Source organism: Williamsia sp. R60 (assembly GCF_054063855.1).
This window is the reverse complement of sequence record NZ_JBSSGR010000002.1, coordinates 1,021,041-1,042,085: the sequence shown is the minus strand read 5'-3', so window position 1 is coordinate 1,042,085 and position 21,045 is coordinate 1,021,041. Positions and strand designations below refer to the sequence as shown.

General features: G+C 65.3%; 22 protein-coding genes. 11 read left to right on the top strand and 11 right to left on the bottom strand.

Going from position 1 to position 21,045, the window contains the following annotated elements:
• Genes ACVWY6_RS11760 through ACVWY6_RS11745 form a run of 4 tightly spaced genes read right to left on the bottom strand, consistent with a single transcriptional unit; the run spans position 1 to position 3,432 of the window.
• Positions 1-645: a GntR family transcriptional regulator gene (locus tag ACVWY6_RS11760; RefSeq protein ID WP_030170626.1), complete on the bottom strand. Its 645-nt coding sequence runs from the start codon at positions 643-645 to the stop codon at positions 1-3.
• A gap of 14 nt (positions 646-659) precedes the next feature.
• A complete protein-coding gene (locus tag ACVWY6_RS11755) occupies positions 660-1,715 on the bottom strand; it encodes an isopenicillin N synthase family dioxygenase (RefSeq protein WP_457538173.1) in 1,056 nt (351 codons plus the stop codon).
• Positions 1,716-1,768: 53 nt separating this feature from the next.
• Positions 1,769-2,653 (bottom strand): ABC transporter permease, encoded by an 885-nt coding sequence (locus ACVWY6_RS11750; RefSeq protein ID WP_457538171.1) that lies wholly within the window; start codon positions 2,651-2,653, stop codon positions 1,769-1,771.
• Positions 2,650-3,432, bottom strand: coding sequence for an ABC transporter ATP-binding protein (locus ACVWY6_RS11745; RefSeq protein WP_457538169.1), 783 nt, complete (start codon positions 3,430-3,432; stop codon positions 2,650-2,652). The genes ACVWY6_RS11750 and ACVWY6_RS11745 overlap by 4 nt, the downstream gene beginning before the upstream one ends.
• A 319-nt stretch (positions 3,433-3,751) precedes the next feature.
• On the opposite strand from ACVWY6_RS11745, the gene ACVWY6_RS11740 reads away from it, so the two are divergent.
• Together ACVWY6_RS11740 and ACVWY6_RS11735 are read left to right on the top strand one after the other, a co-directional pair.
• Positions 3,752-4,918, top strand: coding sequence for a nitrate ABC transporter substrate-binding protein (locus ACVWY6_RS11740; RefSeq protein ID WP_457538167.1), 1,167 nt, complete (start codon positions 3,752-3,754; stop codon positions 4,916-4,918).
• 67 nt (positions 4,919-4,985) lie between these two features.
• Positions 4,986-5,954, top strand: coding sequence for an isopenicillin N synthase family dioxygenase (locus ACVWY6_RS11735; protein WP_457538165.1), 969 nt, complete (start codon positions 4,986-4,988; stop codon positions 5,952-5,954).
• A gap of 103 nt (positions 5,955-6,057) precedes the next feature.
• On the opposite strand, the gene ACVWY6_RS11730 is transcribed toward ACVWY6_RS11735, so the two are convergent.
• The 5 genes from ACVWY6_RS11730 to ACVWY6_RS11710 are packed head-to-tail and all read right to left on the bottom strand — an operon-like array spanning position 6,058 to position 10,829.
• Entirely contained in the window at positions 6,058-6,384 is a 327-nt protein-coding gene (locus ACVWY6_RS11730) for a DMT family transporter (RefSeq protein WP_457538163.1), read from the bottom strand.
• Positions 6,381-6,761, bottom strand: coding sequence for a DMT family transporter (locus tag ACVWY6_RS11725; protein ID WP_457538161.1), 381 nt, complete (start codon positions 6,759-6,761; stop codon positions 6,381-6,383). The genes ACVWY6_RS11730 and ACVWY6_RS11725 overlap by 4 nt, the downstream gene beginning before the upstream one ends.
• Complete coding sequence (locus tag ACVWY6_RS11720) at positions 6,758-7,948, bottom strand: lipase family protein (protein WP_457538159.1); 1,191 nt, start codon at positions 7,946-7,948, stop codon at positions 6,758-6,760. Before ACVWY6_RS11720 ends, ACVWY6_RS11725 begins: the two co-directional genes overlap by 4 nt.
• 56 nt (positions 7,949-8,004) lie before the next feature.
• Positions 8,005-9,540, bottom strand: a complete 1,536-nt coding sequence (locus ACVWY6_RS11715) for a bifunctional 3-(3-hydroxy-phenyl)propionate/3-hydroxycinnamic acid hydroxylase (RefSeq protein ID WP_457538157.1) — start codon at positions 9,538-9,540, stop codon at positions 8,005-8,007.
• Positions 9,537-10,829, bottom strand: coding sequence for a glycosyltransferase (locus ACVWY6_RS11710; RefSeq protein WP_457538156.1), 1,293 nt, complete (start codon positions 10,827-10,829; stop codon positions 9,537-9,539). The genes ACVWY6_RS11715 and ACVWY6_RS11710 overlap by 4 nt, the downstream gene beginning before the upstream one ends.
• Before the next feature lie 267 nt (positions 10,830-11,096).
• Between ACVWY6_RS11710 and ACVWY6_RS11705 the strand changes: the two genes are divergently transcribed.
• The gene (locus tag ACVWY6_RS11705) at positions 11,097-12,146 is read left to right on the top strand and encodes a type III polyketide synthase (RefSeq protein WP_457538154.1); all 1,050 of its coding nucleotides are present in this window, start codon (positions 11,097-11,099) and stop codon (positions 12,144-12,146) included.
• Between the two features lie 9 nt (positions 12,147-12,155).
• Here the strand turns inward: ACVWY6_RS11705 and ACVWY6_RS11700 are convergent, their stop codons facing one another.
• Positions 12,156-12,701 carry a CGNR zinc finger domain-containing protein gene (locus tag ACVWY6_RS11700; RefSeq protein ID WP_457538152.1) on the bottom strand — a complete coding sequence of 182 codons (546 nt, stop codon included), beginning with the start codon at positions 12,699-12,701 and terminating at the stop codon, positions 12,156-12,158.
• A 77-nt stretch (positions 12,702-12,778) separates the two neighbouring features.
• On the opposite strand from ACVWY6_RS11700, the gene ACVWY6_RS11695 reads away from it, so the two are divergent.
• The 6 genes from ACVWY6_RS11695 (at position 12,779) to ACVWY6_RS11670 (ending at position 18,652) form a co-directional block, all read left to right on the top strand.
• Positions 12,779-13,753: an EamA family transporter gene (locus ACVWY6_RS11695; RefSeq protein ID WP_457538151.1), complete on the top strand. Its 975-nt coding sequence runs from the start codon at positions 12,779-12,781 to the stop codon at positions 13,751-13,753.
• 78 nt (positions 13,754-13,831) lie between these two features.
• Positions 13,832-14,527 (top strand): type 1 glutamine amidotransferase domain-containing protein, encoded by a 696-nt coding sequence (locus tag ACVWY6_RS11690; protein ID WP_457538149.1) that lies wholly within the window; start codon positions 13,832-13,834, stop codon positions 14,525-14,527.
• A gap of 142 nt (positions 14,528-14,669) precedes the next feature.
• Positions 14,670-15,689, top strand: a complete 1,020-nt coding sequence (locus tag ACVWY6_RS11685) for an LLM class flavin-dependent oxidoreductase (RefSeq protein ID WP_457538148.1) — start codon at positions 14,670-14,672, stop codon at positions 15,687-15,689.
• Positions 15,690-15,721: 32 nt separating this feature from the next.
• Entirely contained in the window at positions 15,722-16,195 is a 474-nt protein-coding gene (locus tag ACVWY6_RS11680) for a phosphoribosyltransferase (protein WP_457538146.1), read from the top strand.
• A gap of 37 nt (positions 16,196-16,232) precedes the next feature.
• Positions 16,233-17,132 (top strand): YihY/virulence factor BrkB family protein, encoded by a 900-nt coding sequence (locus ACVWY6_RS11675; protein WP_457538144.1) that lies wholly within the window; start codon positions 16,233-16,235, stop codon positions 17,130-17,132.
• Positions 17,129-18,652: a phytoene desaturase family protein gene (locus ACVWY6_RS11670; protein WP_457538142.1), complete on the top strand. Its 1,524-nt coding sequence runs from the start codon at positions 17,129-17,131 to the stop codon at positions 18,650-18,652. Before ACVWY6_RS11675 ends, ACVWY6_RS11670 begins: the two co-directional genes overlap by 4 nt.
• Here ACVWY6_RS11670 and ACVWY6_RS11665 read toward each other — a convergent pair.
• Positions 18,631-19,332 carry a CDP-alcohol phosphatidyltransferase family protein gene (locus ACVWY6_RS11665; protein ID WP_457538140.1) on the bottom strand — a complete coding sequence of 234 codons (702 nt, stop codon included), beginning with the start codon at positions 19,330-19,332 and terminating at the stop codon, positions 18,631-18,633. The two genes, ACVWY6_RS11670 and ACVWY6_RS11665, sit on opposite strands and share 22 nt — an antisense overlap.
• A gap of 118 nt (positions 19,333-19,450) precedes the next feature.
• Between ACVWY6_RS11665 and ACVWY6_RS11660 the strand changes: the two genes are divergently transcribed.
• The gene (locus tag ACVWY6_RS11660; protein ID WP_457538138.1) at positions 19,451-20,158 is read left to right on the top strand and encodes an alpha/beta hydrolase; all 708 of its coding nucleotides are present in this window, start codon (positions 19,451-19,453) and stop codon (positions 20,156-20,158) included.
• On the top strand, positions 20,155-20,940 hold the full coding sequence (locus tag ACVWY6_RS11655) for a class I SAM-dependent methyltransferase (protein WP_457538137.1): 786 nt from the start codon (positions 20,155-20,157) through the stop codon (positions 20,938-20,940). The genes ACVWY6_RS11660 and ACVWY6_RS11655 overlap by 4 nt, the downstream gene beginning before the upstream one ends.
• The last annotated feature ends 105 nt before the right edge of the window (positions 20,941-21,045 follow it).

The following is a 21,045-nucleotide window of genomic DNA, read 5'->3' as shown; positions in this document are numbered from 1 at the left end:
TCACACCCGCTGGGTACGCACGAACACCCCGGCCACATGGGCGCACGCGGCGGTGCGGGCACCCTCGGCGTCTCCTGCTTCGATCGCCGCGACGATCCGTTCGTGCTCGGTCACGGCGAGACGGCGATTGAGGTCGGCGGTCCACACGTCGGACCGGAAGAGGTGCGACTGGCCATCGAGCCGCGAAAGCGCTTCGCCCAGTGGACGATTGTTCGCCGTCTCACGGATGAGGGTATGGAACTGGAGGTCGAGGGAGGCGTCCCGCCGGGAGTCGGCCGGATCCTCGAGCAATTCACGCTGCACCTCGACCATCTTGCGCAGGTGCGCCACCGTCTGATGTGTGGCGGTGAGGGTGGCGTTGTACGCCGCCAGTCCGTCCAGAACCTCCCGGACCTCGAACACGGACTTGAGCGTCTGGGCATCGAGTGAGGCCACCCGGGCACCGGCGTTGCGCGTATGGGACGCAAGACCTTCGTAGATGAGCTGCTGCACCGCCTCTCGGACCGGAGTCCGACTCACCTTCAGCCGAGCGGCCAATGCGGGCACACTCAACGGGCTCCCCGACTCCAATTCGCCGGAGAAGATCATCTCCTGCAGCGCGTCGTGCACCGAGTCGGTGAGCAGGGCACGCTCAGATGCCGTCACCTCTGCTCCCCTCCCTACTTCTCGGCCGCGGCAACGCGCGCGGCCTCGCGAAGTTGCGTCGCAGGTGCCACACCGGTACGCAGGCCGGCAACCTTCATGGCGATGTTCTCGGCAATCGTAATCGGAGGGTAGCCCGTCTCGCCCTCTGCCAACGTCCCGGGAAGAGCTTCGATGACCGCGTCGTGATTGCCGTCGAAGAAGAAGGCCGCCGAACGACGCCGCGCGATCTGACCGTCGACCACCGGAGGGTCGACGCGATGGATGGTCGACATCCAGCGGTCGTTGGTCCAGCGCGACATCGCATCTCCCAGATTGATCAGCAGCGCACCTTCGGCCGGCTGGACATCGTGCCAGTGTCCCTCGCGGTCGAGTACCTGCAGACCTGGAACGCGGTCGGCCCACAGAATGGTCAGGATCCCGAAATCTGTGTGGGCCCCCATCCCCGTCAGGTCACCGGTGAACTCGGTGTCGCCTTCTGGCAAGGCGTAGTTGTTCATCTTCAGCGCTTCGATCGAGTGGTCGATCAGATTCTCGAAGTACCCCGGTCGCAGACCCAGCGCATCGGTGAAGGCGCCCATCAGAATGCGCGAGAGTATTTGTGCTGCAGCGAAGTAAGCCTGGATCGCGGGAGCGAACCCTGGCGCGGCGTCGGGCCAGTTGTTCGGTGCGTAGCTGGTCTCGGGTAGTTCGAGCGGCATGAAGTCCGCCGCTTCGGTGCCCACCGTGTATGCCTCGTAGAAGTCGTTCATCTGTCCTGCTGTCGGGATGCCCAGGCTCATGCTGAGCGACTCCGACTTGGGCGGAGAGTAGCCACGATTGGTCGCCGGGTCCCGTCGGTACTGCTTCTTCACCGCCAGAGGCAGGGCAAAGAAATCATCGAGCGCGTCGGCGAGTCCCGCAATGGTGTGGGTGTCGATACCGTGACCGACAATCTGGACGAAACCGACGTCGCGGCACGCACGGTCGAGCGCGGACGCGACCTCTGCCCGCGCCGACGGATCCGAGCGGCGCTTGTCGTCGCGGTACGGGCTGATGTCGATGGTGGGTACCTCAAACGGTGTGCCGGGCACGGAATGCTCCCTTGTCGATGATCGATTCTCTGTGGTCTCGGGATACGGATCGTTCACGAGTCACGCCCGGACTCGTGCCAGCTGCCGACTGCGAACTTCGACACGATCCCCATGACACCGAACACCGCGACTCCGAAGATCGACGCGAGCACGATGGCCGCGATCAGGTCATCGGACTGCAGACGGCCGCGGTAGACGTCGAGCAGTGTGCCGATTCCCGGCTGTCCCTTGGCGAAGAACATGTCCCCGATGATGGCGCCGACCACGACCAGTCCCGACGCGGTGCGCACACCGGTGAGAATGGCCGGAAGTGCGGCCCGCAGTTCGAGTTTGACCAACCGGTCCCACCGTGACGCACGAGAGAGCGCAAAGAGCTCGTGCAGTCCGCGGTCGACCGACCTTATCCCGAAGTGGGTGTTGGTGATGATCGGGAAGGCGGCGATCAGCACACAGACCAGGGTGCGCGACATCATCCCGTATCCGAACCACAAACCGATGAGCGGAACGATGGCGAGGATGGGGATCACCTGGATCACTACGGCGTAGGGGTAGATGATGCGCTCGATCCACTTGGCCTGACTCATCAGCACTCCGGTGCCGACACCCACCACAACCGCCACCAGGAATCCGACCATCGCCACCTGCGCCGTCACCGCCAGCGCTTCGAGCATGGGCCGCAGGTGCGTCCAGTCCATCAGGGAGTTCCTCAGCACATCACCCGGTGGCGGTAACAGGAATCTCCGCTCCGGCGACAGCACCCAGTAGCTGACCATCGACCACAGCACCAGAGCGCCGAGGAACGACAGAAAGGGGCCGAGCACAACGGTTGTTGCCGTGCGGATCCGCCGCTTGGACAGTCGACCGGACGGCGCGCCCGGCCGTGCCGTCGCCGTATATGTCCTGCCTGGCCGGGCGAGCGTGGCATCGAGCTGGGTCATCGGTTGCTCCTGTGCAGGGTCGCCGAGATCTCGGAGACGTGGTCGGTGAAGCGGGTGTCGAATCGCAGCTCGGGGCTGCGCGGATAAGGAAAGCCGATGTCGAACTGAGCGGCTATGCGTCCCGGTCGTGCGGTCATCACCACCACCCGATTGGCGAGGTAGACCGCCTCGGACACCGAATGTGTGATGAACATGGCGGTGAATTGCCTTTCGGCGTAGAGCCTTTGGAGTTCGACCTGCATGTCCAGCCGGGTCATCTCGTCGAGTGCGCCGAACGGTTCGTCGAGCAGCATCGTGGCCGGCGACAGCGTCAGCGCCCGCGCCAACGACACACGCATCTTCATGCCACCAGAAAGTGCTTTGGGTAGTTGATCCGCGAAGTGCTCCAAGCCCACCGCGGAGATCGACTCGGCGGCAAGACGTTTGACGGCGGCACGATTCTCGCGACGCAACTCGGCCGACAACTCGACATTCGCCCGAACACTTCGCCACGGCAGCAACGTGGGTTCTTGGAAGATGAAGCCGACCGAATCGTCAGCCACTGCGACCGATCCCGCGGTCGGCTCCTCGAGACCGGCTGCCATCCGCAAGAGCGTGGACTTCCCGCACCCTGACGGCCCGACAACCGCCACAAAGTCCCCGCGGCGCACCTCGAGGTCGACTCCCTCCACGGCAACCGTCCCGGTGTCGAACTGCTTGCCGACATCGGCGAAGACGATCTGCGTGTTCTTCGTGAGCCTGCGCGCGTCTGCGTCCCGCACTGTGTCCGCGAGTCTCATCTCGACCTCCATACGATCGGCTTGTACATGTAACAGTGGGCTGTTCGTTCCTCACCATGGTGGATTACATGCATGACAATCGAGTTGCACGCAGTTACGTTCTCATGACATCGGTTCCCCTGCGGGCTGTCTAACTGGCTTTTTGAAGTTCCATCGGATGCTGCCTACGGTTTTAACAGGCGGTAACAACGTCGCAACACGCTACTGATTGCATGTAATTGTTCCGGCGCACGAGGCGACCGGGCGGCGCGAGCACATGCTCGATCGCAATCCAGGTGAGCGTCCGCGACCACCCCCAACCATCTCTCGAGGAGAAACCATGACGTTCTCGCACCGCCGGCGTTTCGGCATCACTGCCGTAGCGCTCACCACGTTGACCTTGTCCGCCTGCGCATTCGGGTCCGACGACGCGGCAGAAACGGTCTCGATCGAACCGGCGGCAGCGGAGCAAAGTCTCGCCGATGTGTGTCCGGCAAACGTCGGCGTGCAGTTGCAGTGGCAGCCACAGTCCGACATGGGCGCTCTCTTTGCCATGCTCGGCCCGGGCTACCAGGTGAACACCGACGACAAATCGGTCACCGGCCCGCTGGTGGCGGGAGGCAAGGACACGGGAGTGGACATCACACTGAAGTCCGGCGGACCGGCGATCGGGTTCCAGTCCGTCACCTCGCAGCTGTATGTGGACGACTCGGCGATGCTCGGTGTGGTGCACGGAGATCAGCTGGTGTCGGCGGCCGCCGACCAACCTGTGGTCGGGGTGACCCCACTGCTCAAATACAGCCCGGCGATTCTGATGTGGGATCCGCAGACGCATCCCGAATGGAAATCCGTCAGCGATGTGGGCACCGGCGATGCCACCGTGGTGGTTTCCAAGGACCAGATCTTCCCGCAGTGGATGGTGGCGAAAGGTCTGTTGAAGCCGTCCCAGATCGACACCAGCTACGACGGCGCACCATCGAGGTTCGTCGGTGACCCGGCGATCGCCCAGCAGGGGTTCGCGAACTCGGAGCCGTACACGTACGAGGAGGAGACGCCCGCGTGGGACAAACCGGTGTCCTACGGCCTGATCAAGGATGCCGGCTACGACATCTACGCCTCGAATGTCTCTGTGCGAGCTGACAAACTCGCCGAGTTCTCGCCGTGCCTCGAGAAGCTGGTGCCCATCATCCAGCAAGCGGGCGTCGACTACATCACCTCGCCCGAGGCGACGAACAAGGTCATCGTCGACGTGGTGTCGCAAGACCAGACCTACTCGCCCTACAGCGAGGGCGAAGCCGCTTTCAGTGCTGATCTCTTACAGGAGAAGGGTCTGCTCGCGAACGAGGACAACGGCGCGTTCGGTGTGTACGACGACGCCCGCACCAGCCGCAACGTCGCAGAACTGACACCGGTATTGGCCGCAGGGGGAAATAGTGTGCCCGCCTCGATGACCGCGCAGCAGATGTTCAGCAACCAGTTCACCGACCCCGCCATCGCCATTCCCTGACCAGCAGCAGCGCGAACTCAGCGTGTTCCTTCAGACCTCAGACCTCAGAACGGAAAGTCCTCAGCTCATGACGTACGACATGACCGAATTGCAGCGCGAACGCCGAATGGGCGCAATCGGCACCGAGAGCACACGCGAGGTGCGGCGCATCTCGCTGGCCGACCTCAGCACCAGACGCGCCGAGATCGCCGATGAATTGTGGTCGGCAGCAACCGACATCGGCTTCTTTCAGGTGGTCGACCACGGTATCGACCTGACCGAGGTACGCCGGGCCTTCGCGATGGCAGAAGCATTCTTCGCACTGCCGGCCGAGGTCAAGGCCCGTTATCCGAAACGATTCAACTCCGGTTGGGAGAGCATGACCCAGGTTCGGCCGTCGGTGGGAACCCCGGACCAGAAGGAGTCCTACCAGGTCACCCTCTCGAACATGGATGGACTCTGGCCCTCCGACGACGAACTCGTCGGGTTCACCGACACCATCAAAGGTTTCGAAGCCAAATGCTGGCGCCTGGCGATGGATCTGCTGTCGCTGTTCGCCGAGAAAATGGGTTTCCACCGTGACTTCTTCGCGGCGGCCCACGACCCGACATCGGCCACCTACCAGAGCACCCTGCGTCTGCTGCACTACTTCGCGGTCCCGCAGGACGCAGAGCTGACCGGGATGTGGCGAGCGGGAGCGCACACCGATTTCGACTGCCTCACACTGCTTTTCCAGCGAAACGGTCAGGGCGGATTGCAGGTGTGCCCGGGCAAGGAGATGGATTCACAGGAATGGACGTCGGTCGAACCCTCCGATGATGCGATCACCTGCAACATCGGGGACATGCTGATGCGGTGGAGCGACGACGTACTACCGTCCAACTTTCATCGGGTGCGCAGCCCCGGGGCCGGGGACGACCGTGGTGCGCGGTATTCCATCGCCTTCTTCGCCCAGGCCAACAGCGAGGTTGTCATCGAGGGACCCAGCGGTAAGTACCCGCCGATCACCGCGAAGGACTATCTGCACCAGCGGATCAGTGCGAACTTCGCGAAATAGTTCGAGCGCGTAGTTCCAGCGCGCGGTCACAGCGCGGCTCCGGGTTCGATGCCCGGGGCCGCGTCCTCGACGAAAGGCCCGGCGGCGCAAGGCCTGCGACCCGTCAGTGGTGCGCAGAACTCAGTTCGATGACCAGGACGCCACAGGCAATCAGGACGATGCCTGCACCCATCACCCAGGTCAGCGGGTCCTTGAAGACCAACCTCGCGACGACCGCGGTCAATGCGACGCCGCACGCGGCCCAGATCCCGTAGGCCACACCGACGGGCATGCCGCCGGCCAAGGTCAGCGACAGGGCACCGAACGCAACCAGATAGCCGACAACGGTCGGAATCAGCCAGATCATCTTGCGGAAGCCGTCCGACGCTCGCAGTGAGAGCGTGCCCCCGACCTCGAAGACGATTGCGACCACCAGGTACGTCCATGTCATTCGGGCGCCTCGAGTTCGTCCGCAGTCTCATGGCCGCCGTGCGAGCCCAATTCGACCAGGAGGACTCCACCGATCACGATCGCGATACCCACTCCGATGCCCACGGTGAACGCATCACCGAAGATGAGGGCGGCCAGCACCGCGGTGAGTGCGACCCCCACGGCCGCCCAGATCCCGTAGGCAACCCCCACCGGCATCCCGGCCCGCAGGACAAGCGCGAGGAAGGCGAACCCGCCGAGGTATCCGGCGACCACCAGAACCAGCCACCGCGCGTCGTCCACCGACGCGCGCAGGGCAAGGGTGGCACTGACCTCGCTGACGATGGCGCAGCCGAGGACAAGCCACTTGTTCGTCGCGATGTTCGAGAGGGTGGTCATCGACGACAATCATCGCGCACCGGCACGCCGGCGACCCGGTCGGCCAGATACCGCGCGATGCCGCTCGTGTCCACATTGCCGTGCCCGGCCCCGGGGCTGTAGGTGATGGTGATCGGGCCACCGAGTTCGCACGCCTTCCGGATTCCGGCGGTGATCCACTCGGGGGCATTGAACCGGTCGGCGCCGCCGTACAAGACGTACAGCGGGGCCGACAACCGTGTGCGCGGCAACGCCATCGACTGCAGCAACGTGCGCAAGCGTTCGGCGGCGGCAGGACTCGACGGCGCGAACTCGGAGGCAGAGATCTGCCGTAGCGCCCGCTCGCGCGCGTTCGACCGCCCGCAGCCACTGAGATCGGTCCACCGCTCCGCAAGGCCACCCTGGCGGTAGTTGTTCAGGTCGAAATCGGCATGCCTGCGCGCCAACGACTCCTCCAGCCATTGGAGGATGCCCTGTTGTTCGAGAGTCAAGGTGCCGGCAGCGGCCAGATCCACCATCGGGGTCTTGTCCGTCGACGGAACCTGTGCAACAGCTCCGACAAGGCGGAGTTCCGGCGCATAGTCCGCCGCGAGCTCGTCGACCGCCCAGCTGGCTGCTCCACCCTGAGATATGCCGTAGGTCGCCCATGTCGACGACATGTTGGGAAAGACGTGTCGGATGGCGCGTACGGAGTCGATCACCGTTCGGGCCGCCGCATACGGGTCGAGATAGGGGTGGGGTCCACTCGGCGTTCCGAGCCCGGAGTAGTCGGCGAAGGTGACGGCCATCCCCGCACGCAGGTAGTTGCGGACCAATCGGAGCAGGCCGTACAGGTCCGGGGTGAGTGAAGGTGCGCAGTCGACGTTGATCCCGGTGGACCCATGGCCGATCGCAAGAATCGGCCAACCGCCCTCCGGCGCCTCCCCCGACGGCACGAACACGGTTCCCGAGACGACGATCGGCCGGTTCTCGATGTCGGTGGATCGGTACAGGATCCGCTTGCCGGACACCTGCGTAGCCTCGGCGCCACCGGACACCCAGTCCGTCACCTCGACCACGTCACCTGGGCCCGGGAACGGGAGATGCGCCGGGTTGGTCCAGCTCGTCTCCTCGCCGTTCGATGACGAGGTCGCCTCGCCGCCGCAGCCGGCGAGCACAAGGGCCACAACCAGTGCGGCGAGTGCAACCGCTCGCCTCGTCAAACCCACGGCAGGAACTTACCAGCGACACCCATGGGCGCAGTGCACGCCGCGGGCTGCGACATTCACGATGATGTCCCGAACGCGCATGTCCTGAACGCGGTGACCCGGCCGGACGTCGACTCCACGGCAGCGATCACCCGGTCCGGTCGAACGAGAACGGCGTTGAGCTGGCCGCTGCGAAGCCACTCGGTGAGTTGGGGTGCGGCCGGGCCGAATTCGCCGACCACGACTCTGCGTGCGCCAACGGCATCCGCGTGGTCGGCCAGCTCGTCGGTGAACCGACCGTGGTGCACCAGCACCGGGCCGAGCCCCAGCACGTCGTCGGAGCCGGCCACCATCTCACTGTCGGGGCCGGAGCGCAGAACGAATTGGGGGAACAACGCGCCGAGTCGACCACTGCGCCGTCGGATGCGCTCCCGTGCGGGCAGGCCTCCTCTGCCGACCCGCGGATAGATCAGCCGCGGCCCGATGGTCGCGGCACCTGGCGCACCGCCGAGCCCACGCAACACCGCGTCCACGGCCGCTCTGCCCGGTCCGGGCTCGATGGACATGGCCCTGCCGAGCGCTGTTGCCGCGACCACCGACCGCAGGACGTGCGGTGCGCGTTCGGTCTGGTAGCTGTCCAACAGACGGTCGTTTGCGCGGCCGTCGAGTACGGCAGCGAGCTTCCAGGTGAGGTTCATCGCATCGCGTTGTCCTGCGCCGAGTCCCTGACCGATGAAGGGCGGGGTGAGATGTGCGGCATCGCCCAGGATGAACAGTGGGCCTGCGCGCCAACGCCGTGCCACCCGCGCGGCGTGCCGGTATCGCGCCGTCCGGACCACCTCGATGTCGCAGCTGTCGGGCAGCGACCTCCGTATCTCACCGAGTGCCCATAGCGCGTCCGGCTCGCGGTCCAGATCGGTCGGGAGCCGGAACTCCCACCGGTACCGGTCAGCTCCGATTCGCATGAACGTCGATGCTCCAGACCCGGCGCAGACCTGGTGCACGCCCGGCCACATCGTCACCTCGTGGGAGGTACGGACATCGACGACCAGCCACTCCTGGGTGAATCGCAGGTCGCGCCATATCCCTCCGATGGCTTGCGCCACCGCACTCGAAGCGCCATCGCAACCGAGGACATAGCGTGCGTGCAGCGTGGCGCGGGCACCAGAGTCCCGTCGGACGCTCACCACCGCCCCGTCGGTTCCGGGTGTGATCGCCTCTACGACGGAACCTTCCATCACCTGGGTTCCCGGGTGTTCGGCCAGGGCGCAGCGCAGTGCCCGTTCCAGGTCCGGCTGATCGAACATCGTGGTCTCACGCCAGCCGCTGTGACCCACGGTGCGATCACGTGCGAACTCCATCAACACCCGGCCCCGCGGATTCACCAAGCGCAAGCCATGTGCGGCTCGCCCGCTGGGCGCGAACTCGGTTGCGGCACCGGCACTTTGCAGTATCCGGTAGACCTCGTCGTCGAAGTGGACAGCGCGAGGCAACGGATGCACACCCCGCCGTCGTTCGACGACTACACAATCAACGCCGTGTGCGGCCAGCAGGCAGGCCGCGGTCAGACCCGTCGGTCCGGCCCCGACCACCACCGCCGGCACCGTTGTCATCCGGCCGACCGCGCTTGTCCCCGAGGCGGCCGGGTGAGCGCCCGGCTGATGTTGGCCGGCCCATCGAGCTGCGCGATCTCATTACCCAGTTCACGAGCACGCCGACGGTACCCCGGTGCGGAGAGCACCGTCTCGACCGCGCGACGAATCGCTCGCGGTCGCGCTGATCGGAGCCGAATCCCACACCCGGACCGGACTATTCGGGCGGCGACCTCGTTCTTGTCCTCGGTTGTCCCGGCAACCACCATCGGAACGCCGTGCCTCAAGGCGTAGTGCACCCCGCCCCAGCCGCCGTTGGTGACCAGCACGTCTGCCTTCGGCAGCATGAGATCGAACGGAACGAACTCCGTGACGATCGAGTTGGCCGTTCGAACCCGCACCGAGGATTGCTGCTTGCCACCTGTTGCAGCGACCACCACGGCATCCATGTCCGCCAGACCGGCCAGGGTCGGTTCCACCAGCTTGCTCAGGTCACCGTTGTCGAGGGTGCCCTGCGTCACCACCACGACTCGCCTCGAGCTGGTCACCTCAGGCCACCATTCCGGCGGATCATGCTGGCTGCCAACCGGATCGAGAACCGGTCCGACGAAATCGAGTCGGCCGGCCAGGTCCCGTCGCGGGTATTCGAACGATGGCGTGGTGAGCACGAAGATGTCGTCTGCCAGCAGCGGCCAATCCAGGATGAACGCGCCGGCACCGTGCCCGACGCACTCACGCACCGCGGTCTCGGCGAGGTGTTGCACCCGGCGCAGCACGAGGTGTTCGGCGCCCACGGTCAGCATTCGGTTGCGCATCATGCCCAGGCGTGTGGTCGACGGCGGAATCCCTGGCCCGAACGGACCCGTGTCCTGGCTGTTCACCATCAACGGCGACGTACAGACCGAACCGACTCTCGGCCGCCGGCCGGCCCGCCGGAGCAGTGGGAGAACACCCAGGAACAGGTTTTCGGCCAACACCACATCGACGTCGGTCTCGTCCACGAGCGCCGACAGCGCTCGGTATTGGTCGGCGATCTTTGCTGCGAACAGATGCTCGAGGTCAAAACGCGACCGAAGGACGCCGGGCATCCGGTGGCGGCCGGGAAAGACCCGGTCGAGGTCGCGGTCATCGAAGTCACACGATGCAGGAAGCGGGACGTGTGCCAGTCCCGCCTCTTCGATGCGGCGGCGAAACCGGCTGCCGGTGAGAACCACAACGGTCCAGCCGTCCAGTCGGAGTTGTCGGCCGATGGCGATCATCGGCGCCACATGGCCTGTCAGCGGCGCACTGCACAACAAGACACCGGGCACCTGCGAACCTCGTCCTTCCAGCCCCACCGAACTCCCGATGTTGCCACAAGAGCACCATCGTCGACGTCTCCGCGACGGATCGGCAGCCCAAAGGTCGAGCGGCTGAACGACACGCCCTGAAGATCTCCTGAAAATCACGGTCGAACCGGTGTCACACGGTTGCGGTGGCACCCGATCGGACCTACGTTTGCGTCAGTCACGACGTTCGCACGGATGCGAGAAAACGACTGCCCCAGTTCTTTTGAGACAAGATTCGGACTTCATCTCATGGCTACTGCCTTTGTCAACCAGATCAGCACCGCTGTACCCGACCTCGATGTCCACAACATCTTCGTCGACCACGCGCCCGAACTGATCGAGGAACGGCGCAAGATGCTGTTGTTCCGGCGGATGGCAGAGCGTGCCCAGATCTCTCATCGGTGGTCCGCGGTGGAGGACCCGATCACTTTCTACGGCGGAAACCCGAGCTCGGTCGACACCGAGACACGCATGGTCGAGTACGAGGACAAGGCCCCGAAACTGGCACGCAAGGCCGTCGAAGGCCTCGATCTCGGTGACGCGGCCGACGAGATCACCCATCTGGTGATCGTCACCTGTACCGGATTCTATTCTCCGGGAATCGATTACGACATCATCAAGACCTGTGGCATCAGCCCCAACGTCGACCGCACCCAGATCGGCTTCATGGGCTGTTTCGCCGGTATCACCGGACTCAAGACCGCCGACAACATCGTCCGCGCGAACCCACAGGCGAAAGTCCTGCTCGTGAGCGTCGAACTGTGCTCGGTCCACATGCAGCAGCCCAAGAGCCTGGAATCGATGTTGTCGTTCTTGATCTTCGGGGACGGGTGTGCCGCCGCCGTCATCTCGGCCGATCGATCGGGCATCGAGCTCGACTCGTTCAAACAGGTCATGGTTCCCGATACGCGGGAGCTGATCACCTGGCGCATCGGCAACGCCGGCTACGACATGGTTCTTTCCGGCAAGGTCCCCGGACAGTTGGGCCGCGCACTGAACCAGGAGAACCTCAAACTCATCCTCGCCGGGCGCACTCCCGACGACATCGATCTCTGGGCGATCCACCCGGGGGGCCGCACCATTCTCGACGCGGTGGAGAACGCACTCGAACTCGAGCCCTCCGCCTTGGAGGTGTCGCGGTACGTGCTCGACAACTACGGCAACATGTCGTCGGCCACCGTGCTGTTCGTGCTCGCCGAGATGATGAGACGGGCAGCCGCAGGCGGTCCGACCGGGATGGGAAGTGCGATGGCATTCGGGCCGGGCCTGACTGCGGAGACGATGCTGTTCCGCCTCTGATCGACCCGATCAGTCCTGTTCGGCCCGGCGCCTGCGGTATGCCGCGACGTGGGCCCTGTTGCCACATCCCCCATCACTGCAGAACCGGCGAGACCGGTTGCGGGACAAGTCGACGAAGACGAGCCGGCAGCCCTCTCCTGCACATGTCTTCAGTCGGCCCAGCTGATCGGTGCGGATCAGGTCGATCAAGGCCATCGCGTTCTCTGCGGCCATGCGGTCGGCCAGCGGCGCGCCGGGTTCGGTGACGTGGATGTGCCAGTCCCAGCCGTCGTGGCGGGCCAGATATGGCCGGGCCTCCGACTCGCGGAGCATCACGTTGACCTCACGTGCGGCGTCGTCGACCTCCAGTTGCCAGAGGGTGTCGAGCCGGGTGCGCAGTGCTCGCACGGCATCGAGCTCGGCGGCGTCACCGTCACGACGGCCCGTGTAGACGAACTCCTCGACAAAGCCGCGGAGCTGATCTGTGGTCGCCAAGGTGTCCGTGTCGCCCCGTCCGGTGTTGATCAGAGCAGCTGTCGCCACCAGCGCAACATCGGTGTCATGAGCAAATAGCATTTGACTCCTTACCAGCGATCCGTTTAGCTGTCATGAGTGTAAGCAGTTTTACTCCTGTCACCCTCATCGGAGGAATCTTGAAGTTCGTTGATGCGCGCACCCTGCCCGGGTTCGGCTTGGTGATGGGCGTGACGTCGGCCGTGTCGTTCGGCACCTCGGGACCGCTCGCCAAGGGTCTTATCGACAGCGGCTGGTCCTCGGCCGCGGTGACGGCCGTACGGCTGGGCGCCGGTTCGCTCCTACTCCTCGTTCCGCTGATATTGCTGCGCCGCAACCTGTTTGCCCAGTGGGCCCGATCGCCGATGCTCGTGATCGCCTACGGCATCCTCGGCGTCGCCGTCGTCCAACTCAGCTTCTTCAACGCGGTCCGATACCTCGACGTGCCGGTTGCCCTGCTCATCGAATACTCGGGGCTGATCCTGGTCGTGGCGTACGACTGGCTCATCCGAGGACGCACGCCGACGACCTTGACCGGTATCGGCTGTGTCATCGCACTTACCGGGCTTGTGATGGTCATCGTCGGCGGGGGCGACATCGGTGACATCGACCCCGTCGGGTTCGTGTGGGCCGTCATCGCCGGCGTCGGGCTCGCGGCCTATTTCATCCTGGCCACCGAGGATTTCGGCACATCGGGTCAGAGCGTGGAGCCATTGGCCCTGACCACCGGTGGATTGCTGCTCGGTACAGCGGTGATCGGCATCGCCGGCGCGCTGGGTCTGCTGCCCATGGCCGCGGGCACCGGGTCCACCGTGCTCGCCGACACCTCGGTGCCCTGGTGGGTGGTCGCACTGGCGATAGCTGGGATCTCCACCAGCCTCGCGTACGTCACCGGCGTACATGCCGTTCGGCTCCTCGGCGCCACTCCCGCGTCGTTCGTGGCGCTCATCGAGGTGCTGTCGTCCGCGGTGGTGTCGTGGTGGCTGCTGGGCCAGACCATGACGGTCGCCCAACTTGCGGGCGCGGCCGTACTGCTGTCGGGGCTGGTGGCGGTCAACATGGGCGGGCGGCTCAAGAGCGATTCACAACTCGCGACGCGGGTACCCGTGGAATAACCCGCCGGGGGTCCGGACTTGCACCACAAGGCCGATGAACAGACGGCTGAACCGGACAAAAGTGCAAAGGAGCATGTTGTGGCAAAGGTGTTGTTCGTGATGACCGCCGCCGATCATTGGACCCTGAAGGACGGAAGCAAGCATCCGACCGGTTTCTGGGCCGAGGAGTTCGTGGCGCCCTACGAGGAGTTCACGAACGCCGGCCACGAGGTGGTGGTGGCGACCCCAGGCGGCAAGGTGCCTGTGGTGGACCAGGGCAGCTTGGCCGCGGACGCCAACGGTGGACAGGACAACGCCGACGCGATCGCCGCGAAACTCGAGTCGAATGAAGAACTGAAGCATCCGATCTCTCTCGACGACGTTGACCTGAGCCACTACGTGGCAGTTTTCTACCCCGGTGGTCACGGCCCCATGGAAGACCTCGCGGTCGACGAGGTGTCCGGTCGACTGTTGACCGAGGCCATCGATTCCGGGCGACCACTGGGCGTGGTGTGCCACGCTCCCGCAGCACTGCTGGCCGCCACCCGCGATGACGGATCGTTCACCTTCGCCGGCTACCAGGCGACGGGGTTCTCCAATGCCGAGGAAACCCAGGCAGGCCTGGCCGACAAGGCCGTCTGGCTGCTCCAGGACCGGCTGATCGATCTCGGCGTCGACTACCAGGAGGGCGAGCCCTGGGTACCCAAGGTCGTCGTGGATCGCAACCTCTACACGGGCCAGAACCCAGCGTCGTCCGCTCCGCTTGCGCAGAGGATCCTCGCCGACCTCGGCTGACCTGGAACTGGTGCATGGGCGCCGGCAACGACGAGTGGTCGGAGAGACCGACAGCCCGTCGTTGCCGGCGTCTTGTTGTCGGCGTCTTCTTGACGGGGTCACGGCACGGAATTAAACGGACCGTGGTTTCATTTACATTGTCATGAAGAACATCGGATTCTTGTCGTTCGGGCACTGGTCGGATTCACCCGGTTCGCAGACCCGGTCAGCCGCGGAGACTTTGCTGCAGTCGATCGATCTCGCGGTCGCGGCCGAGGAACTCGGCGCTGATGGCGCCTATTTCCGTGTGCATCACTTCGCCCGTCAGCTGGCGTCGCCATTTCCACTTCTTGCCGCAGTCGGCGCGCGGACCAGTCGCATCGAGATCGGGACCGGCGTCATCGACATGCGCTACGAGAACCCGATGTACATGGCCGAGGACGCCGGCTCTGCGGATCTCATCTCGGGCGGCCGACTGCAGCTCGGGATCAGCCGTGGTTCGCCCGAGCAGGTGATCGATGGCTACCGGTATTTCGGCTATGCGCCGAACGAGGACGCCTCGGACGCGGACATGGCCCGCCAGCACACCAATGTCTTCCTCAAGGTCATCGACAACGCCAAGTTCGCCCAACCGAACCCGTCGCCGATGTTCCCCAATCCCCCTGGCCTGCTGGGCATCGAGCCCCAATCGCCCGGCTTGCGAGACCGCATCTGGTGGGGCGCCGGTACACGCGCCACCGCGGAGTGGACAGCCGAGCAAGGGATGAACCTGATGAGTTCAACCCTGCTGACCGAAGACACCGGAGTGCCCTTTCATCAACTGCAGGCCGAACAGATCGAGCGTTTCCGCGAGACCTGGGAGTCGGCCGGACACAAGCGCGAGCCGCGAGTGTCCGTCAGCCGCAGCATCTTTGCTCTTGTCGACGATCGGGACCGCGCCTATTTCGGGCGTGGCGGACAGGATGCCGATCAGGTGGGCATCATCGACGGGACCACGGCGCGATTCGGCCGGAGCTATGCCGACGAACCAGACCGGTTGATCGAACAGCTCCGCGAGGACGAGGCGATCGCAGCAGCGGACACCCTCCTTCTCACCGTGCCGAATCAGCTCGGCGCCGACCACAACGCACACGTCATCGAATCGATCCTGACGCACGTCGCCCCCGCCCTCGGTTGGCGCTGACATCGCCTGCGCCTGCGTGCGACCATGTCTCGATGAGCGAACGCGAAGTACTCACCTGGGACCTGTTCGGGGCGGCGAGTCGTGACCTCGCTCAGACGGTCGCCGATTCCGGATTCGCGCCCGACGTGGTGCTCGGTATCGCGCGCGGGGGCCTGGTGCCTGCCGGCGCGCTGGCGTACGCGCTCGATTGCAAATCACTGTTCACGATGAACGTCGAGTTCTACACCGGTGTGGGCACCACGCTCGACGAGCCGGTGATACTCCCGCCCATCCTCGATGCCACCGAACTGGACGGCCTGACCGTACTCGTCGTCGACGATGTCGCGGACAGTGGAAAGACACTGGAACTCGTACACACCTTCTGTCGCAACCACGCCGCTGAGGTACGGACGGCGGTGTTGTACGAGAAGCCCGCATCGGTTATCAAGGCCGACTACACCTGGCGGTACACCGACCGCTGGATCAACTTCCCCTGGTCCACCGAGCCGCCCATCACGCCTCGCTGACCAGGGTGGATGTGCAGCCGTTCACTCGAGCCGCGCAGTGGTCGCCGTGATCGATCTGCGCACACTGACCGGCGAGACCGCCGTTGTTCTCCGCGGAGCGAGACGACGTCTGGCCGGCGGCGACATCGCCGGTGCTGCTGCCACGCTGACCTACTTCGCAGCGATCGCGATCGTCCCCTGGTTCCTGCTCGCGGTGTGGAGCACCACGTGGTTCGAACCCGACCTACAGGCCCAGCAGGAGCTGCTGGCGCTGCGGGTTCTCATCCCGCCTGACATGGGGGCACGACCGGCGTACGACGCACTGGTCGAGGCGGGGGTACAGATGGACCCACTCAAAGCACTTGTCCTGTTGTTCCCGGCATCGTTCTACGGCGAAGGTCTGCGGCGCGCGTGTCTCGCGATCTCACCCGAACCCGACCGGTTCACCGGCTGGAGGGCCAGGGCCCGCGTTTTGGCCTTGCTCGTCGCGATACCGGTTTTCGGACTGGTGTTCCGGACCGTGGGCGAGCAACTCGTCACCTTCGCACCCGAGGGCGGGGGCACAGGCAGCGCGGGCGACCTGATCTTCCGCACCTGGATCGGCTTCCTCGCCACGTGGCTGGTGCTCTCGGTGGCACTCGTCTGGGTGTATCGCGCTGTGACACCGGGCAACCCGAGATGGTGGGTGGCAGCGGTGGGCGCAGTCACCACCGCGTCGTTCATGGCCGGATTCCTCCAGGGCTTCGCATTGTTCCTGTCGCTGCCCATCGACGTCGGGATCCCCTACGCGGGTCTCGATGTCATCGGTGGTGTGGTCGCGGTCGGTCTGTGGCTCTGGATCCTGCATATGGTGGTGATCATGGGGTGGGCGGTGACACGATCCCTCGACACCGTGGTGGACGGCCGGCGTGGGGCCGAACCCGACCACACCAACAATGACCCGGAGGAGAAGGCTTGAGCCACATCGTTGTTGTCGGAGCGGGTGTGGGCGGCTTGGCCGCGGCAACACGTCTGGCGGCACAGGGGCACGCTGTCACCCTCGTCGAACAAGCCGCCACGGTCGGCGGCAAGCTCGGTGTGGAGAAGATCGACGACTTCGTGTTCGACACGGGCCCATCCCTGTTGACTCTCCCCCAGGTCCTCGACGATCTGTTCGCCGCAACCGGCGGCGGCTCGGCATCCGACGAACTCGGACTCCAACGCCTCGACATCGCCTGCCGGTACACCTTCCCCGATGGCGCCGTCCTCGATCTCCCCGGCGACATGCGCGACATCCCCGCCGCGCTCGACGCGGCACTGGGCGATGGCCGAGGCGCACAGTGGAGTGCATTATCCGAGCGTGCCCAACGGATCTGGGACGTCACCCGCATCCCGTTCCTGGAATCACCGATCGACGTCCGCACGATGCTCGGACTCTCCCGCCACCTCGATGAGCTCGCGGCGGTGGCACCGTGGCGCTCATTGCGCGGGATCGGCAAGTCGTACCTGTCCGATCCCCGCCTACGGATGTTGCTCGACCGATACGCGACGTACACCGGGTCTGATCCCCGCCGTGCCCCGGCCGCACTCGCGAGCGTGCCGTACGCGGAGCAGGCTTTCGGTTCCTGGTACGTGGCCGGAGGTCTGGGGCGTATCGCTGCCGCGCTGCTCGATCGCGCGCTGACCCTGGGCGTCGACGTGCGTCTTGGTACGAAGGTCACCGAGATCGTCTCGCACGCAACAGGTGTCACCGGTGTTCGGGTCGACGACGGCGGGTTCATCTCCGCGGATGCGGTGGTGGCCAACGCTGATGCACACCAGGTCTACAACACGTTGCTCACGGCCCGCCGTTGGCCGATCCGGCAGGCGCGATGGCGCCTGCGTCGCACCACCCGTTCGTTGTCCGGCTTCGTGATCCTGCTGGCGTTGCAGAACGCCCCTGCCGGTCAGCCACACCACCATGTGATGTTTGCCGAAGACTACGACGACGAGTTCGACGCGGTCTTCGGCCGTCATGGTCGTGCCCGTCCGGTTCCTCGTCCGACGATTTATGTCAGCGCTCCCCCCGACCCGGCGATCGTTCCGCACGAGGGCGCGGGTGCGTGGTTCGTTCTTGTCAACGCGCCTCCGCACGACCCCGAATCGGGTACCGATTGGGACGCCCCCGGGCTGGGCGACCGGTACGCCGACCAGATCTTGGACCTGATGGCCGACCGCGGGCTGGATGTACGTGGCGAGGTCAGGAACCGGGTGATCATCAGCCCGGCCGATCTGCAGCGACGGACGATGACACCGGGTGGCTCCATCTACGGCACTTCGTCCAATGGTGCGATGGCGGCATTTTTGCGGCCGGCCAACAGATCGCCCGTTCCTGGCCTGTTCCTCGTCGGCGGCTCGGCCCATCCGGGCGGCGGCCTGCCTTTGGTGATGATGTCGGCCAAGATCGTGGCCGACATGATCGGGGACGCTGAGGGCAGTCAGTCCTCGAGTTCCGAGTGAACAGAGACCAGTAACTGGGCCAGGCCCGCAACGGCCAATACGGTTGCGATGATGGAGTAGATGGTCACGAGGGTGATGCCGTCGAGTGCGGGCAACACGTCGATCCCCGAGCGCCTGGCACCCCACTCGATGGCGCTGGTCGCGGTGGCGAAGGATGCGACGATCACCCGCGACGGACGTTCCCACCATGTCAGCACTCCGGGCCCCTCCATCCCGGTGGCCTGCGCGTGCGCGCGCACGGATTCGAGCAGCAACGTGAGCAGGGCGAGGGAAACCCCGAGCCACGCAGGGGCACCGAGGACAACCAAGGTGAGGATCAGCAACAGGTCTGAACAGCGGTCGGCGAACGGGTCGAGTACCCGGCCCCACCGCGACGCCTTGCCTGCGCGTACCGCGATCGCGCCGTCAACACCGTCGAGCACAGCGCCGACGAGGATCACGAGCATGGCCACCATGGGCCACGCGGCACCGGCCGAGGCGATCAGCGGAACGGCCGCCATGACCGCGACTCCCGCGACCGTGACCGTGCTGGGGCTGACACCTGCGCGTACCAACGGGGTGGCGCATATGTGAGCGATACGAACCCAGCCGCTGATCCACATCGAACTCCGGGGATCGATACCGCCGTGCAGACGCGACCAACCGGCATACGCTTCTTCACGGGAAAACACGGGCCGCATGAGTACTGATACCTCCGATCTGCGACTCGCAAACCCGACCGCACCGTGGCGTACGCCATGAACCGGCAACGTGGGTGCAGGGCCGGGACGCACTTCGATCGAGCCGAGGAAGGAAGCCGTGGCCACCTTTGCGTTCATCCACGGGGCCGGGGATGTCGGCTGGTATTGGCACCTCGTGGAATCCGATCTACGCACGCGGGGACACGACACCGTGGCGCCTGATCTGCCTTGCGAGGACGACTCAGCCGGCGTCGCCGAGTATGCCGACACGATTGCCACTGCGGTGAGCGATCGGTCCGACATCGTTGTCGTCGCGCATTCGGCGGGCGGACTCACCGCTCCCCTCGTCTGTGAGCGGGTCGCCGTCGAGTTGCTCGTTCTGGTCGCGCCGATGATCCCGACCGCCGGTGAGGCACCCGGCGATTACTTCACCAACACCCGCCTCGGCGACGAAAAGCGCACGCACTACGACGATGTTGTCGCGCTGTTCTATCACGACGTGCCGCCGGAGTTGGCCGCGCAGGCCGTGGCGAAAGGTCGCGATGAGTCCGAGGCGCGGGCCGAGGAACCGATACCTCTGCGCGCCTGGCCTGATGTCCCCACCCGAGTGCTGATCTGCCGGGAGGACCGGGTGTTCCCTGCTGCCTACCTACGCCGGGTGGTCTCCGAGCGACTCGGCATCACCCCTGACGAGATGGACGGCGGACACACCCCCGCGCTCAGTCGACCACTCGACCTGGCAGACCGCCTCCACACCTACGCGGCCGAGCAGGGCCTGGCGCCTGCGAGCGTCGGGCAGGAGAACGGCGGCCAGGTGCTGCCATGACAGACATCTACGACGGTTACGACGCCGAATTGTCGCTCTACGACGAACCACTGCATCGGGCCTGCGCGGTCAGAGCCGGCGACCGCGTTCTCGACATCGGGTGTGGAACCGGACACTCCACGCGCCAGGCGGCGCGAACAGCTCACGCCGGCAATGCCTTCGGGATCGACATCTCCGAATCCGCCATCGAGCGAGCCCGCGAAATCGCTGATGCCGAGCAACTTTCAACCGTGACGTTCGAGGTCGCGGACGCACAGACCCATCCGTTCACACCGGGCGGGTTCGATGTGGCGATCAGTCGCTTCGGAACCATGTTCTTCGGCGACCCGGTCGCAGCGTTCACCAACATCGGACGCGCGATACGGCCGGGCGGGCGACTGGCCATGCTCGTGTGGCAGGCACGCGAGCACAACGAATGGAGCTCGGCCATCGCCCGTGCCCTCGCCGCGACCGGCCCCTCGGGCCCCGGCCAGGTACCCGATGCGTTCTCACTCGCCGATCCATCAACCGTCACGGCGATCATGAGCGACGCCGGGTTTGTCGACGGCGTCGTCGACGGCGTCCATGAGCCGGTCTTCTACGGCCGAGATGTCCACGCCGCCCTCGATTGGGTCGGTGGCTTCGCGAACGTTGCCGGCACGATGGCACGGCTGAGTCCGCCCGAAGCGGAACAGGCGACGGGGCGTTTGCGCGACATGCTGGCGAGCCACCAACGTGCAGACGGTGTCTGGTTCGACGCGCGGGCCTGGCTCGTCACGGCCCGCGTGCCCGAAGCTCAGTGACCTGATCGCCTGCGGGAACGGTGCCTGTGTAAACCGGCCATCAGTCGATGCGCCGACCACCCATCCGATTCGTGTTCTGTTCCGAAGCAACCAATGCAACGACTC

Bases quoted from the DNA above. Each gene is read 5' to 3' on its own strand.
- ACVWY6_RS11740 (WP_457538167.1), top strand. From the start codon at position 3,752: ATGACGTTCTCGCACCGCCGGCGTTTCGGCATCACTGCCGTAGCGCTC.
- ACVWY6_RS11655 (WP_457538137.1), top strand. From the start codon at position 20,155: ATGACAGACATCTACGACGGTTACGACGCCGAATTGTCGCTCTACGAC.
- ACVWY6_RS11665 (WP_457538140.1), bottom strand. From the start codon at position 19,332: ATGCGGCCCGTGTTTTCCCGTGAAGAAGCGTATGCCGGTTGGTCGCGT.
- ACVWY6_RS11750 (WP_457538171.1), bottom strand. From the start codon at position 2,653: ATGACCCAGCTCGATGCCACGCTCGCCCGGCCAGGCAGGACATATACG.
- ACVWY6_RS11685 (WP_457538148.1), top strand. From the start codon at position 14,670: ATGAAGAACATCGGATTCTTGTCGTTCGGGCACTGGTCGGATTCACCC.
- ACVWY6_RS11700 (WP_457538152.1), bottom strand. From the start codon at position 12,701: ATGCTATTTGCTCATGACACCGATGTTGCGCTGGTGGCGACAGCTGCT.
- ACVWY6_RS11680 (WP_457538146.1), top strand. From the start codon at position 15,722: ATGAGCGAACGCGAAGTACTCACCTGGGACCTGTTCGGGGCGGCGAGT.
- ACVWY6_RS11705 (WP_457538154.1), top strand. From the start codon at position 11,097: ATGGCTACTGCCTTTGTCAACCAGATCAGCACCGCTGTACCCGACCTC.
- ACVWY6_RS11745 (WP_457538169.1), bottom strand. From the start codon at position 3,432: ATGAGACTCGCGGACACAGTGCGGGACGCAGACGCGCGCAGGCTCACG.
- ACVWY6_RS11725 (WP_457538161.1), bottom strand. From the start codon at position 6,761: ATGACCACCCTCTCGAACATCGCGACGAACAAGTGGCTTGTCCTCGGC.
- ACVWY6_RS11730 (WP_457538163.1), bottom strand. From the start codon at position 6,384: ATGACATGGACGTACCTGGTGGTCGCAATCGTCTTCGAGGTCGGGGGC.
- ACVWY6_RS11735 (WP_457538165.1), top strand. From the start codon at position 4,986: ATGACGTACGACATGACCGAATTGCAGCGCGAACGCCGAATGGGCGCA.
- ACVWY6_RS11715 (WP_457538157.1), bottom strand. From the start codon at position 9,540: ATGACAACGGTGCCGGCGGTGGTGGTCGGGGCCGGACCGACGGGTCTG.